Source organism: Streptomyces sp. SID12501 (assembly GCF_010550245.1).
Classification (GTDB): Bacteria; Actinomycetota; Actinomycetes; order Streptomycetales; family Streptomycetaceae; genus Streptomyces.
This window is the reverse complement of sequence record NZ_JAAGLU010000011.1, coordinates 214,667-228,788: the sequence shown is the minus strand read 5'-3', so window position 1 is coordinate 228,788 and position 14,122 is coordinate 214,667. Positions and strand designations below refer to the sequence as shown.

Annotated in this window: 13 protein-coding genes; 7 read left to right on the top strand and 6 right to left on the bottom strand. The window is 69.5% G+C overall.

What is annotated here, in order from left to right; all coding sequences use genetic code 11:
- Nucleotides 1-2 precede the first annotated feature (2 nt).
- From G3I71_RS15830 to G3I71_RS15800, 7 genes are all read left to right on the top strand, one after another.
- Nucleotides 3-2,480, top strand: a complete 2,478-nt coding sequence (locus G3I71_RS15830) for an alpha-L-arabinofuranosidase C-terminal domain-containing protein (RefSeq protein WP_164315189.1) — start codon at nucleotides 3-5, stop codon at nucleotides 2,478-2,480.
- A gap of 201 nt (nucleotides 2,481-2,681) precedes the next feature.
- The gene (locus G3I71_RS15825) at nucleotides 2,682-3,164 is read left to right on the top strand and encodes a hypothetical protein (protein WP_164315188.1); all 483 of its coding nucleotides are present in this window, start codon (nucleotides 2,682-2,684) and stop codon (nucleotides 3,162-3,164) included.
- A gap of 100 nt (nucleotides 3,165-3,264) precedes the next feature.
- Entirely contained in the window at nucleotides 3,265-4,293 is a 1,029-nt protein-coding gene (gene argC, locus G3I71_RS15820) for an N-acetyl-gamma-glutamyl-phosphate reductase (RefSeq protein WP_164315186.1), read from the top strand.
- On the top strand, nucleotides 4,290-5,441 hold the full coding sequence (gene argJ / locus G3I71_RS15815; protein ID WP_164315185.1) for a bifunctional glutamate N-acetyltransferase/amino-acid acetyltransferase ArgJ: 1,152 nt from the start codon (nucleotides 4,290-4,292) through the stop codon (nucleotides 5,439-5,441). The genes argC and argJ overlap by 4 nt, the downstream gene beginning before the upstream one ends.
- Nucleotides 5,438-6,349, top strand: a complete 912-nt coding sequence (gene argB, locus G3I71_RS15810; RefSeq protein ID WP_164315183.1) for an acetylglutamate kinase — start codon at nucleotides 5,438-5,440, stop codon at nucleotides 6,347-6,349. Before argJ ends, argB begins: the two co-directional genes overlap by 4 nt.
- Nucleotides 6,346-7,584 carry an acetylornithine transaminase gene (locus tag G3I71_RS15805; protein ID WP_164315181.1) on the top strand — a complete coding sequence of 413 codons (1,239 nt, stop codon included), beginning with the start codon at nucleotides 6,346-6,348 and terminating at the stop codon, nucleotides 7,582-7,584. The genes argB and G3I71_RS15805 overlap by 4 nt, the downstream gene beginning before the upstream one ends.
- 21 nt (nucleotides 7,585-7,605) lie before the next feature.
- Nucleotides 7,606-8,142 (top strand): arginine repressor, encoded by a 537-nt coding sequence (locus G3I71_RS15800; RefSeq protein WP_164315180.1) that lies wholly within the window; start codon nucleotides 7,606-7,608, stop codon nucleotides 8,140-8,142.
- A 96-nt stretch (nucleotides 8,143-8,238) separates the two neighbouring features.
- Here the strand turns inward: G3I71_RS15800 and G3I71_RS15795 are convergent, their stop codons facing one another.
- From G3I71_RS15795 to G3I71_RS15770, 6 genes are all read right to left on the bottom strand, one after another.
- Nucleotides 8,239-8,976: an FAD:protein FMN transferase gene (locus G3I71_RS15795; RefSeq protein ID WP_203730383.1), complete on the bottom strand. Its 738-nt coding sequence runs from the start codon at nucleotides 8,974-8,976 to the stop codon at nucleotides 8,239-8,241.
- Nucleotides 8,977-9,019: 43 nt separating this feature from the next.
- Nucleotides 9,020-10,174: an FMN-binding protein gene (locus tag G3I71_RS15790; RefSeq protein WP_164315176.1), complete on the bottom strand. Its 1,155-nt coding sequence runs from the start codon at nucleotides 10,172-10,174 to the stop codon at nucleotides 9,020-9,022.
- Nucleotides 10,175-10,193: 19 nt separating this feature from the next.
- On the bottom strand, nucleotides 10,194-11,576 hold the full coding sequence (locus G3I71_RS15785; protein ID WP_164315174.1) for a ferredoxin reductase family protein: 1,383 nt from the start codon (nucleotides 11,574-11,576) through the stop codon (nucleotides 10,194-10,196).
- Between the two features lie 161 nt (nucleotides 11,577-11,737).
- Nucleotides 11,738-12,442, bottom strand: a complete 705-nt coding sequence (locus G3I71_RS15780; protein ID WP_164315172.1) for a L,D-transpeptidase — start codon at nucleotides 12,440-12,442, stop codon at nucleotides 11,738-11,740.
- 3 nt (nucleotides 12,443-12,445) lie between these two features.
- Nucleotides 12,446-13,033 carry a pyridoxamine 5'-phosphate oxidase family protein gene (locus G3I71_RS15775; protein ID WP_164315170.1) on the bottom strand — a complete coding sequence of 196 codons (588 nt, stop codon included), beginning with the start codon at nucleotides 13,031-13,033 and terminating at the stop codon, nucleotides 12,446-12,448.
- A gap of 148 nt (nucleotides 13,034-13,181) precedes the next feature.
- A complete protein-coding gene (locus tag G3I71_RS15770; RefSeq protein WP_164315168.1) occupies nucleotides 13,182-14,033 on the bottom strand; it encodes a hypothetical protein in 852 nt (283 codons plus the stop codon).
- Between the last annotated feature and the right edge of the window lie 89 nt (nucleotides 14,034-14,122).

Genomic DNA, 14,122 nt, shown 5'->3' with positions numbered 1-14,122 from the left:
CCATGTCACGCACAAGCACCCGCTGGAGACTAGGCCTCACGGCCACCACCGCACTCCTGGTGGTCTCGGCGGTCGTCCCCGTCCCGGCCGGCGCCGAGGACGTCACCGACTACGCCATCACAGTGGACCCGGCGGCCAAGGGCGCCAAGATCGACGACACGATGTACGGCGTCTTCTTCGAGGACATCAACCGTGCCGCCGACGGCGGTCTGTACGCCGAACTCGTGCAGAACCGGTCCTTCGAGTACTCCACCGCCGACAACCGCTCCTACACCCCCCTCACCTCCTGGGCCGTCAGCGGCACGGCGACGACCCCGAACGACGACGGGCGCCTGAACGCCCGCAACCGCACCTACCTCTCCCTGGGCGCCGGCTCGTCCGTCACCAACTCCGGCTACAACACCGGGATAAGGGTCGAGAGCGGCAAGAAGTACGACCTCTCCGTCTGGGCGCGCGCCGATCAGGCCACCGCGCTCACCGTGTCCCTCGCCGACGCGGAGGGCTCCCTCGCCGAGGTCCGCCAGGTCGCGGTGAAGGGCGGCTGGGCCAAGTACCGGGCGCGGTTCACCGCGACCCGCTCCAGCACCGGCGGTCGGCTGACTGTCGCGACGGACAACTCCGTTGCCCTGGACATGGTTTCGCTGCTGCCCAGGGACACCTACAAGGGTCATGGGCTGCGCGAGGACCTCGCCAAGAAGATCGCCGCGCTGGACCCCGGCTTCGTCCGCTTCCCGGGCGGCTGCCTGGTCAACACCGGGTCCATGCAGGACTACAGCGAGGCCTCGAACTGGGAGCGCAAGCGCTCGTACCAGTGGAAGGACACCATCGGGCCGGTCGAGCAGCGTGCGACCAACTCCAACGTCTGGGGCTACAACCAGAGTTACGGACTCGGCTACTACGAGTACTTCCAGCTCTCGGAGGACATCGGCGCCATGCCGCTGCCCGTCGTCCCGGCGCTGGTCACCGGCTGCGGGCAGGACAAGGCCGTCGTCGACGAGGCGCTGCTCAAGCGGCACATCCAGGACACCCTGGATCTCATCGAGTTCGCCAATGGCTCGGTGAAGAGCGAGTGGGGCCGCAAGCGGGCGCAGCTGGGCCACCCCAAGCCCTTCCACCTCACCCATATCGAGGTGGGCAACGAGGAGAACCTGCCCAACGAGTTCTTCGCCCGCTTCACGGAGTTCCGCACCGCTATCGAGGCCAAGTACCCGGACATCACGATCATCTCCAACTCGGGCCCGGACGACAGCGGTTCGACCTTCGACACCGCTTGGAAACTCAATCGGGACGCCGACGTCGACATGGTCGACGAGCACTACTACAACAGCACCAACTGGTTCCTCCAGAACAACGACCGCTACGACTCGTACGACAGGAACGGCCCCAAGGTCTTCCTCGGTGAGTACGCCTCCCGCGGCAACACCTTCAAGAACGCCCTCTCCGAGGCCGCGTTCATGACCGGCCTGGAGCGCAACGCGGACGTCGTCAAGCTCGCCTCGTACGCCCCGCTGCTGTCCAACGAGGACTACGTGCAGTGGAGCCCGGACATGATCTGGTTCAACAACCACGCGTCCTGGGGCTCGCCCTCGTACGAGGTGCAGAAGCTGTTCATGAACAACGTCGGGGACCGCGTGGTGCCCACCACCGCCACCGGCACGCCCTCGGTGAGCGGCCCGATCGCGGGCGCCGTCGGCCTGTCGACGTGGGCGACCACGGCGGCGTACGACGATGTGCAGGTCACCGGCGCGGACGGCACGGCGCTGCTGACCGACGACTTCTCGGGTGACGCCTCCCGGTGGACCCATACCGGTGGCGGGAGTTGGGCGGTCCAGGACGGGCAGTACGTCCAGACGGACGTCGCCGCCGAGAACACCATGGTCTCCGCGGGCGACCCCGCCTGGCACGACTACGACCTGCATGTGAAGGCCACCAAGAAGTCCGGCAAGGAGGGCTTCCTCGTCGCCTTCGGTGTCAAGGACACCGGCAACTACTACTGGTGGAACCTGGGCGGCTGGAACAACACCCTGTCCGCCGTCGAACAGGCCACGGACGGCGGCAAGTCGACGCTCGTGTCCAAGGCCGGCTCGATCGAGATGGGCCGCGCGTACGACATCGACGTCAAGGTGCGGGGCCGCCAGGTCACCCTCTACCTGGACGGCCAGGAGTGGGGCAGCTTCACCGACGACAAGCCGGCCGAGCCGTTCCGTCAGATCGTCACCAAGGACGCGAAGACCGGCGACCTGATCGTCAAGGTCGTCAACGCCCAGGCGGCGCAGGCCCGTACGACGATCGACCTCGGCAAGGTGAGGGTCAGGTCCAGGGCCGCGGTGACCACGCTGGCCGCCGCACCGGACGCGGTGAACAGCGAGACGGCAGCGCCGGTGGCGCCGGTGAGGTCGACGTTCACGGGTGTCGCGAGGAAGTTCACGTACACGTTCCCGGCGAACTCGGTCACCTTCCTGCGGATCAAGAAGGGGTGACGGGGAGAGCGGAGAGCGGCTGACCGGACGGGCGGCTCGGGTGCCGGAGGGCGCCTGGGCCGCCCGTACCGGGTTCAGCTGATCGCCTCTCCCGTCATCGCCACGATCACCCCGTCGGCTCACCGCTGCTCTCGCGTAGCGTGCATGCCGAACGAATGTGGGAGGCAGTGATGACCTGCGCGTATGGGAGGGCGGAGCGGCATGAGTGACCGTGTGGAGTGGCCGGCGGGGCGGGACAGGGACGCCGCGCTGATCATCAGGACGGACTTCGGCGATGAGCCTGCGTGGGCGGCGGTGAAGGCGGCACTGCTGACGACCTGGGGCGAGGATGACGACGTCGAGCCGTACGTCCACATCGTCGATGATCCGAAGTGGGCCGGAATCACGCCCGCCGAGGCGCTCTCCGAGGCATCCCCGCACTCGGAGAGCGGCAATGTCGCCTACCTCGCCGACCACACCTCGATGCGGGACACCCCTGTCACCCTGCTCGCGCTGTCCCTGCTGACCAGGGAGCAGTGTGAGGACGACGAGGAGTTCGCGGCGTACGGTGGCGCGTTCCGCGTGGCGCCGTACGGGATCCACGAGATGAACGCGAACCTGATGATCGCCAACCTGGACTTCGGTGATTTCGCGGACGCGGCCAAGGGTGATCCCGACGGAGTCTTCCGCGGCTTCGCCGGCTGAAGCGCTCGGTCACACCCGCCCCGGCTCCGCATATTGATCCACCGTATTGCATAAACGTGCATTGAAACGTATAGTCATGCCATCAAGGAGGAGGGTTTCCATGGCGGTACGTGTGGCGGTGGCCGGAGCGAGTGGGTACGCGGGCGGGGAACTGCTGCGTCTGCTCCTCGTCCACCCCGAGGTCGAGATCGGCGCCCTGACCGGCAACTCCAACGCCGGACAGCGGCTCGGCGCCCTGCAGCCGCATCTGCTGCCGCTGGCCGGCCGTGTCCTCCAGGAGACCACTCCCGATGTGCTCGCCGGGCACGATGTCGTCTTCCTCGCGCTGCCGCACGGGCAGTCCGCCGCCGTCGCCGAGCAGCTCGGGCCTGACGTCCTCGTCGTCGACATGGGCGCCGACTTCCGGCTCCACGACGCGGCCGACTGGGAGAGGTTCTACGGCTCCGCGCACGCCGGGACCTGGCCCTACGGCCTCCCCGAACTGCCGGGTGCCCGCGCCGCGCTGGAGGGGTCCAGGCGTGTCGCGGTGCCCGGTTGCTATCCGACCGCCGTCTCGCTCGCTCTCTTCCCGGCGTACGCGGCCGGCCTCGCCGAGAGCGAGGCCGTGATCGTCGCCGCCTCCGGGACCTCCGGCGCCGGCAAGGCGGCCAGGACGAACCTGCTGGGCAGCGAGGTCATGGGGTCGATGTCCCCGTACGGGGTCGGCGGCGGCCACCGGCACACGCCCGAGATCGTCCAGAACCTCAGCGGCGCGGCGGGCTCGCCCGTCGCCGTCTCGTTCACGCCGACCCTCGCCCCCATGTCCCGCGGCATCCTCGCCACCTGCACGGCCGCCGCCCGGCCCGGCGTCACCGCCGAGTCCGTGCGCGCCGCCTACGAGAAGGCGTTCGCCGACGAGCCGTTCGTGCACCTCCTCCCGGAGGGGCAGTGGCCCGCCACGGCGTCCGTCTACGGTTCCAACGCCGTTCAGGTGCAGGTCGCGTACGACGAGTCCGTGCGCCGCATCATCGCGATCAGCGCCATCGACAACCTGACCAAGGGCACCGCGGGCGGTGCCGTCCAGAGCATGAACATCGCCCTCGGGCTCGACGAGACCACCGGGCTTTCCACGATCGGAGTAGCACCGTGAGTGTCACGGCAGCCAAGGGGTTCACGGCGGCGGGCATCGCCGCCGGGATCAAGGAGAACGGCAACCCGGACCTGGCCCTCGTGGTCAACAACGGGCCCCGCCTCTCCGCCGCCGGCGTCTTCACCTCCAACCGCGTCAAGGCCGCACCGGTGCTGTGGTCCGAGCAGGTACTGAAGGGCGGCATCGTCTCCGCCGTCGTCCTCAACTCCGGTGGCGCCAACGCCTGTACGGGTCCGAAGGGCTTCCAGGACACCCACGCCACCGCCGAGAAGGTCGCGGGCACCCTCGGTCTGAACGCCGGGGAGGTCGCGGTCGCCTCCACCGGGCTCATCGGCCTGTTGCTGCCGATGGACAAGCTGCTGGCGGGAGTCGAGACCGTGGCCGGTCAACTCTCCGAGCACGGCGGCGAGAAGGCCGCCATCGCCATCAAGACCACCGACTCCGTCCACAAGACGGCCGTCGTCAGCAGGGGCGGCTGGACCGTGGGCGGCATGGCCAAGGGTGCGGGCATGCTCGCCCCCGGCCTCGCCACCATGCTCGTCGTCCTGACGACGGACGCGGATGTCGAAAGCGAGGGCCTGGACAGCGCGCTCCGCGCCGCCACCCGCACCACCTTCGACCGCGTCGACTCGGACGGCTGCATGTCCACCAACGACACCGTGCTGCTGCTCGCCTCCGGCGCCTCCCAGGTCGCCCCGGAACAGGCCGAGTTCGCGGAGGCCGTACGGGCCGTCTGTGACGACCTCGGGCAGCAGCTCATCCGGGACGCCGAGGGCGCCAGCAAGGACATCAAGGTCGAGGTCGTGGGCGCGGCCAGCGAGGACGACGCAGTCGAGGTGGGGCGCTCCATCGCCCGCAACAACCTCCTCAAGTGCGCCATCCACGGCGAGGACCCCAACTGGGGCCGCGTCCTCTCCGCGATCGGCACGACGCGGGCCGCCTTCGAGCCGGACCGGCTCAACGTCGCCATCAACGGCGTCTGGGTCTGCAAGAACGGCGGCGTCGGCGAGGACCGCGACAAGGTCGACATGCGCTACCGCGAGGTCCACATCGTCGCCGACCTCGCCGCCGGCACCGAGACCGCCACCATCTGGACCAACGACCTGACCGCGGACTACGTCCACGAGAACAGCGCGTACTCTTCATGAGCACCACGCGGAAGCACACCGCCCTGCCCAAGGCCAGGATCCTCATCGAAGCGCTGCCCTGGCTGACCCGTCACAACGGCAAGGTCGTCGTCATCAAGTTCGGCGGAAACGCCATGGTGAACGACGAGTTGAAGGGTGCGTTCGCCCAGGACGTCGTCTTCCTGCGTCAGGCCGGCCTCAAGCCCGTCGTCGTGCACGGCGGCGGCCCGCAGATCAGCGCCGCCCTCGACAGGCACGGCATCGTCAGCGAGTTCAAGGCGGGCCTCCGGGTCACCACCGAGGACGCCATGGACGTCGTACGCATGGTGCTGGCCGGGCAGGTCCAGCGGGAGCTGGTCGGGCTGCTGAACCAACACGGGCCGCTCGCCGTCGGGTTGACCGGCGAGGACGCGCACACCATCACCGCCACCAAGCATCTGCCCGAGATCGACGGGGAGTTGGTCGACATCGGGCGGGTGGGCGAGATCACCGCGATCGACACGGGCGCGATCGAGGCACTGCTCGCCGACGGCCGTATCCCGGTCGTCTCGTCGATCGCCCGTAGCCAGGACGACGGACATGTCTACAACGTCAATGCTGATACGGCGGCTGCGGCACTCGCTGCTGCGCTGGGCGCCGAAACCCTCATGGTCCTCACGGACGTCGAGGGCCTCTACGAGGACTGGCCCAACTCCGACGAGGTGATCAGCCGCCTCACCGCTTCCCAACTGGAGAAGCTGCTCCCGGAGTTGAGCTCCGGCATGGTGCCGAAGATGGAGGGCTGCCTGCACGCCGTACGCAACGGCGTGAACACCGCCCGCGTCATCGACGGCCGCGTCCAGCACTCGATCCTGCTGGAGATCTTCACCGACGAGGGCATCGGCACGATGGTCGTGCCCGATGCGGAAGAAGAAGGGGATGCCGCATGAACGCCGGCCAGGAGCTGGACGCCAGTCAGGAACTGGGCGCCGACAGCGCCAATCAGGAACTGACCGCGCGCTGGCAGGGCGCACTCATGAACAACTACGGCACCCCCCGGCTTCCCCTCGTCCGCGGCGCGGGCAGCACGGTGTGGGACGCCGACGGCAAGGCGTACGTCGACTTCGTGGGCGGCATCGCGGTCAACGCGCTCGGCCACGCCCACCCGGCGATCATCGAGGCCGTCTCCACCCAGATCGCCTCCCTCGGCCATGTCTCCAACCTGTTCGTCGCCGAACCGCCCGTCGCGCTCGCCGAACAGTTGCTGCGGCGCTTCGGCCGGGACGGCAAGGTGTTCTTCTGCAACTCGGGCGCAGAGGCCAACGAGGGCGCGTTCAAGATCGGCCGGCTGACCGGACGCGGTCACATGGTGTCCACCGAGGGCGGCTTCCACGGGCGCACCATGGGCGCCCTCGCGCTCACCGGCCAGCCCGGAAAGCGGGAGCCCTTCGTGCCGCTGCCCGGTGACGTCACGTTCGTCCCGTACGGCGACGCGCAGGCGCTGGCCGCCGCCGTCACCGATGAGACAGCCCTCGTCATCATCGAGCCCGTCCAGGGTGAGAACGGTGTCGTGGTCCCGCCCGCCGGCTATCTGAAGGCCGCGCGCGCGATCACCGCCGCGACCGGCGCGCTGCTCGTCCTCGACGAGGTGCAGACCGGCATCGGCCGTACCGGGAACTGGTTCGAGTACCAGGCCCACGAGGGCGTTCTGCCCGACGTCGTCACCCTCGCGAAGGGCCTCGGCGGCGGACTGCCCCTCGGCGCGACCGTCGCCTTCGGCCGCGCCGCCGACCTGCTCCAGCCCGGCCAGCACGGTACGACGTTCGGCGGCAACCCGGTCGCCTGCGCGGCCGGACTCGCCGTACTCGACACCATCGACAACGAGGGGCTGCTGGCGAACGTCAAGCGGCAGAGCGAGAAGTTGCGGGACGGAATCGAGGGTGCGGGCCACCCGTTGATCGATTATGTCCGGGGCGCGGGACTTCTCCTGGGTATCGTGCTCAGCGAGCCCCTCGCGCCCCAGGTGCAGCGGGCGGCTCAGGACGCCGGGTTCCTGGTGAACGCGCCCGCTCCCGATGTCGTACGGCTGATGCCGCCGCTGAACATCGGTGACGCCGAAGTGGACGCGTTCCTCCAGGCACTTCCCGGAGTTCTCGACGCGGTTGCCGTTGACGGGAAGGACTAGCCGGGGAATGAGACGACGACGATGACGCAGGCGCAGGAACACGAGCACGCGGGGCCTGCCGTACCGCAGACCCGCACCGCACGCCACCGCCGGATCGTGGACATCCTCAACCGGCAACCGGTGCGGTCGCAGAGTCAGTTGGCGAAGCTGCTCGCGGACGACGGGCTCACCGTCACGCAGGCGACGCTCTCCAGGGACCTGGACGAACTGAACGCGGTGAAGATCCGTAACAACGACGGCGATCTCATCTACGCGGTGCCGAGCGAGGGCGGGTTCCGTACGCCTCGCGCTCCGCTGGGGGAGTCGGCGAAGGAGGAGCGGATGCGGCGACTGTCCGCGGAGTTGCTGATCTCCGCGGAGGCTTCCGCGAATCTCGTGGTCCTGCGGACCCCTCCGGGGGCCGCGCAGTTCTTGGCGTCGGCGATCGATCAGGCCGAACTGCACGATATCCTCGGGACGATCGCCGGGGACGACACGTTGATGCTGATCAGTCGGGATCCTGCGGGGGGTCAGGCGTTGGCTGATCATTTGTTGGGGTTGGCTCAGAAGGGGCATTGAGCGGTTGAGTTTTGGGTGCGGGTCCGCTGTGGCTTGTCGCGCCCACGCGGCGGAGCCGCAAATTGATACAGCCCCGCGCCTCTGAAAGCACTCCCCTCACCCCAAGCGTCTAGCCAGGCCCCCCGTGCATCTCACCTCGTCGCCCGCCGTGATCAGCAGCGCCTCTACGTCCGGCAGCGACTCCAGCCAGCTCAGCGCCTGTCTTGACCCCATCGCGAACGCCGCCGTCGCCCAGGCGTCCGCCCAGGTCAGCTTCGGGGCGACCACCGTCACCGCCACCAGGTCCGTCACCGCGGACTTGCCGGTGCGGGGGTCGACGATGTGGGTGCCGCGTTCCGCCGTGCCGGAGGTGGCCACCGCCAGTTCGTCGGCGCCCGCCGCCGAGACCACCGCCGCCAGGCCGCCCGGGCGGAGCGGGTCCGACACGCCTACCCGCCAAGGGCGTTGAGGGCCCGGCGCGCCGCACAGCTGGACGTCTCCGGCGCCGTTGACGCTGACGCCGCTCGCCCCGGCCGCCATCAGGGTTCTGGCCGCGCGTTCAGCCGCCCAACCCTTGACCAGGCCGGTCGGGTCGATCTGCCCCTGGTAGGTGTGGCTGAACCAGCCCTCGCTCACCCGCTCCGCCTCGGCGCACAGGTCGAGTACCTCGGCGACCTCCGGGTCGCAGTCGGCGAGGGAGATCTCACCGCGGGCGAGCCGGGAGATCTGGCTGTTCTCGCGATAGGTGCTGAACACCTCGTTGACCTTGTGCAGTCCGGCGATCGCCGCTGCCAGCGCCACCTGGACCGCACGGGGGTCCCCGCCGCGGACGTCGAAAGAGAAGACGGTCCCCATGACCTCCTCCGCATGACGTACCGCTACGGGAGCTTCCGCGGGATCAACCACCGGCCTGGTCCAGGGCCGACTGGAGAGACTTCTTGTAGCCCGCGCTGGTGTAACTGGCGCCCGACACCGCGTCGATGTCGCCGTCGCCCGCCGTCACCGCTTCCTGGTTGAGCTTGGGGATCGCGTCCGCGGAGACCTGGTCGCTCCGGCCGCCGCTGGGCGCCTGGACCGCGGACGCAGAGGTGATTTTGCCCTTGGTCAGCGTGACCCGGACCTGCACCGGGCCGTACTCCGTCTGGACCACGCTCCCGGTGTACGTGCCGCCCCCGTTGGAGGTCGCCCCGCCTGCCGCCGCCCCGCCTGAGCCCGCTGCCGAACTGGGTGTCGGGCTGGGTGTCGGGTCGGCCGGAGCCGCGCCCGCGCCCGTCCCCTTGTCCGCTTCCGCGGCGGGAACCTTGTCCAGGGCCGACTGCAGCGACTTCTTGTAGCCCGCGCTGGTGTAGCTGGCGCCCGAGATCGCGTCGATGTCCGAGGTGCCGGCGGCGACCGCTTCCTGGTTGAGCTTGGGTACGGCGTTGCCGGAGATCGTGGTGCTCTGGCCACCGCTCGGGGCCTTGACGGCCTCCGCCTTGGTGATCTTGCCGCCGCTCACCGTGATCCGGACCTGGACCTGGCCGTACTGGGTGTCGACCGCGTCGCCGGTGACCGTGGCGGCCTGGGCCGCACCGCCGCCGGTGGCGCCCGTACCCGTACCCGCACTGGCCTTGTCCAGGGCGGACTGGAGCGACTTCCCGTAGCCCGCGCTGGTGTAGCTGGCGCCGGAGATCGCGTCGATACTGCCGTCGAGGCCGGCGGTGACCGCTTCCTGGTTGAGCTTGGGGATCGCGTTGCCGGAGATCTGGTCGCTCTGGCCGCCCTTGGGCTGCTGGAGCGCCTCCGCCTTGGTGATCTTGCCGCCGCTCACGGTGACGCGGACCTGGACCGGGCCGTACTGGGTCTGGACGGTGTCGCCGGTGAAGGTGCCGTCCTTGGCGGCGGCGCCGCCCTGGGCCGACTCCTGTGCCGCCGCCGTCTGCTGCGGCAGAGCGCCGGCAGCCTGCGCGGACCCGGGGTCCGACGACGGCTTCAGCGTCAGCAGCAGCACGATTCCGGAAACTGTGGCGGCACTCGCCAGCATGACGCGCCGAAAGGGGTGACTCTTCTTCATCGCTCCTGGCTCCCGTCGCTCACATCTCGAACGACTCGTGGTGGATACGGCGCGCCGGAACACCCGCGCCGCGCAAAGCCTCGTACACACCCTGCGCGAAGCCGGGAGGCCCGCACAGGAAGACGTCGTGGTCGTCGATGTCCGGCAGCTTCCGGCGCAGCGACTCCGGCGAGATGTCCGGGCGCTCTCCGTCGGGGCTGTTCACCGCGTACATGAGACGGGCGCCGCGCTCGTTGGCGATGATCGCCAGCTCGTCCCACAGGGCCAGGTCCTGGGTGCTGTTGGCCCGGTAGAGAAGGGTCAGGTCGCCCGCCGCGCCGGGCAGGGTCTCGAACAGGGCGCGCATCGGGGTGATACCGACACCGCCGGCCACCAGCAGCACCTTGCCCTGGCTGCGCTTGGCGGCGGTCAGGGCGCCGTACGGGCCCTCGGCCCACACCCGGGTTCCGGGCTCCAGCTCGCGCAGGGCCGAGCTGTGGTCGCCGATCGCCTTCACGGTGATGCGCAGCATGTTGGGGCGGGGGGCCGCCGACAGGGAGTACGGGTGCGAGCTGAACCGCATACCGGGGGCCAGGAAGCGCCAGCGGAAGAACTGGCCCGCCTCGGCGCCCATCCGGTGCAGCTTCCGGCCGCTCATCAGGACGGACACGATGCCCGGGGTCTCCTCGATGACCGCCTCGACCCGCAGCCGGTGGCGCATGTTCAGCCGGATCGGCGTGACGATGCGGTACCAGAGGACCAGCGCGGTCACCGAGCCGTACAGCGCGTACCAGGCGGTCTTCGCGGCCGGCTCCACGACGAACTCGTTGCCCGTGGAGAGCTGGTGCCAGAACGTCAGGAACGTGGCCGCGTACGTCAGCAGGTGCACGTGGTACCAGAGGTCGTACGGGATCATCCGCCGTACCGGGCCGATGGAGCTGAGCCCGATGACCACCAGCAGGCCCGTGCCGATGGCAGCCTTGCCCATGTCGGGCAGCTGGTTCACCGAGTCGACCGTCTGCTGGACGATGTCGCCGAACGTCTTCCCGGCCTGGAGGGCGTACCCGTACATGATCAGGACGACGTGCGCCACGACCAGGCAGAGCGTGTACCGGCCGCTCATCGAGTGCCAGCGTGCCACCCGGTCCGAGCCGACCCGGCGCTCCAGCGCGGGCACCCGGGCCATCTGGAGCACCACCAGCGCCATCAGGTAACCGGCGAGCAGACCGGTGATCCGGCCCGCCGCGATGATCTGGGCGGTGGTGTCGGCCAGGGAGGCGGTGTTGTTCCACCACAGCCAGATCACTCCGGCCGCACCCGCCGCCACGACGAGCAGCAGCGGGACGGCGGGCGAGCGGCGAGGTCGGATGCGACGCATCGTCTGGCGCCGCGCGGCACGTCCGCCTTGGATCGTGGTGGTCACGGTTCCTCCGTGGGACGGGGTCTAGTCGAGAGGCTTGGCCCCTTGGCCCTCAGATACGTGCCACGACCGCCGAGTGTTCAGAGACCCGACAAGTCCAGAGTTAAATGCCAGTTAAATGGGGTGACGGCCGGTAACACCCACCGGGCGGCAGTCGGTGGTGCTCAGTAGCGGACGATGGCCGTCGGCCCGCGCGACGTACCGATCGCGATGTGCGGCCGACGGTCCGGATCGGCCCACGCCAGGATCGCCCGCATCGCGTCCGCCGGCACCGACACACAGCCGGCCGTCGCCGCCCGCCCGTTGACGTGCAGGAAGATGCCCGCACCGCGCTGCCGTACCGGCGTGGCGTAGTTGAAGCCGATGACGTACGCCTGCGCGTACTGCTGCGGGTACGCGATCAGGTGCTCGGACTCGGTGGCCCGGCAGTCGGCGGGGCGGGGCTCGGTCCAGCGGTTGTAGGAGCGCGAGTCGTTGTCCTCGCACCACCAGGAGTTCTGCAGCACGGGCCGGTACGTGACCTTGGTGCCGGCCGGCGCCTCCTTGATGCCGAAGGCGTACGGCAGGTCGTACAGCCCGGCGGGAGTGGTGTTCGTGCCCTGTCTGCGGTGGTCACCCTGGACGAGCCCGTTCGCACCGAAGCGCGCGGGCGCGGAACCGGCCTTCGTCCACGTCCCGTCGCGCAGGTCCCACCAGGTCAGCGTGCCCGAGGTCGCCTTGGCGCGCGGCGCCTGAGCCGTGATCAGCTGGGTGCCGCCGCCGGTGTCGGCCAACAGGGCGGGCAGCGGCGGCGCGGCCGTGGCAGGGGCACCGGGGGCGAGCATGAGAAGGGACGCGGACGCGAGGACGACGGCGGCTCCGGGACGCATGGCTCAGAGGGTACTGGGCGGTAGCGGCAACGGCAGCCCCGGGAGTCCGTCCAGGCTCGTCGCGATGTGGTCCTTCTTCTCGAAGTAGGCGCTGAGCGAGGCGTCGTCCTCGCGCGCGAAGCGCCTGCCGTGCAGATCGCGGTCGCTGTCGTACGACATGAGGGGCACCGCGTATCCGCAGCTGTCCCGGACGAGTTCGGCGCGTACGACGATGATCGCGCGCAGACCGTGCGCGGTGGCGTCGATGTCCGGGAAGCGGGCGAGGAGTTCCGGGAAGCGCGGGCCGTCCCGGAAGACGGGCTCACCGCGGCCGTGCACCCGGACGATGTTCGGCGGACCCTCGAAGGCACACCACATGAGAGTGATCCGGCCGTTCTCGCGCAGATGCGCGACGGTCTCGGCGGTGCTCCCCGCGAAGTCGAGATAGGCCACGGTTCGCTCGTCGAGGATCACGAAGGAACCCTTGAGGCCCTTGGGGGAGAGGTTTACCGTTCCGTCGCCGGCCAGTGGGGCGGTCGCGGTGAAGAAGAGGGGCTGCGCCTCGATGAAGGTACGCAGGCGGCCGTCGATGCGCTCGTAGGTTTTTCCCATGACCGGTCATTGTCCGGGAAAGTCGTTCGCCCGTCTAAGGTTTTTGGTGACGCCTCTGCGGCTGTGGAGCTACAGCGCTTCAGGTCTGTACAGGCCCGTGGCCGCCCCGGCCGGCGCTTGCGTCGGGGCGGCCACAGTGCCTGTCACGTCACTTGGTGAACGTGCAGGCGGCCAGCGAGCCCAGGTTGGTCGGCTTGGCAGCGGTGCGGCCGATGGCGATGGCGATGCGGTCGATGGTCGACTCACGCTTGCCGTTGAGCGGGCCGACGATCGCGTTCTGGACGAAGTTCGCACCACCCTGACCCTGGGTGTTCACGAGCCGCGTGTTGGCCTCCGCGATCTGCGTGTTCAGCAGCGCGAGGTTGCGGGTGACCTCGGCCTGCGCCGACGCCGGGATCGCGGGCAGCTGCGAGGCCACGTCCGGGCAGCTGATGGTGCCGGCGCCGGTGTTGCCCGCATTGCCGGTGTTCCCCGTGTTACCGGTGTTCCCCGCGTTGCCGCCCGCCTGCTGGGTCGCCGTCGCGCTCGGTGTGGCGGCAGGCACGACACCGGCCGCGTTCAGGGTGCAGGGCGCCAGCGCGTCGAGGCCGACCGGCTTGGCGGCCGTGCGGCCGATGGCGGTGGCGATGCGGTTGATGGTCGCCACGCGCTTGTCCTTGAGCGGGCCGACGATCGCGTTCTGGATGAAGTTGGGGCCACCCTGACCCTGGGTGTCGACGATGCGCTTGTTGGCCTCGGCGATCTGCGTGTTGAGCAGGGCGAGGTTGCGGGTGACCTCGGCCTGCGCCGACGCCGGGATCGCGGGCAGTCTGTTCGCGACCGCCGGGCAGTTCACCGTCGCGACCGCGGCCTTGGTGGTCGCCTGGGTGGTGGTCTTGTTGTTGGACGTTTCCCCGGCAAGGGCGGAGCCGGCGACGATCGCACCGGACAGAGCCACTGCGGCGGCGCCGCCGATGATGCCCACGCGACGCTTGTTGTACTTCGGAAGAGCCCTGGACATGCGGATGCCTCACTCGGGTCAGGGGTGGCTGTGTGGTTCAACTCGCTGTACAGACGCGGCGCCTGCGTCTGGCGTGAGGTACGGGTAAG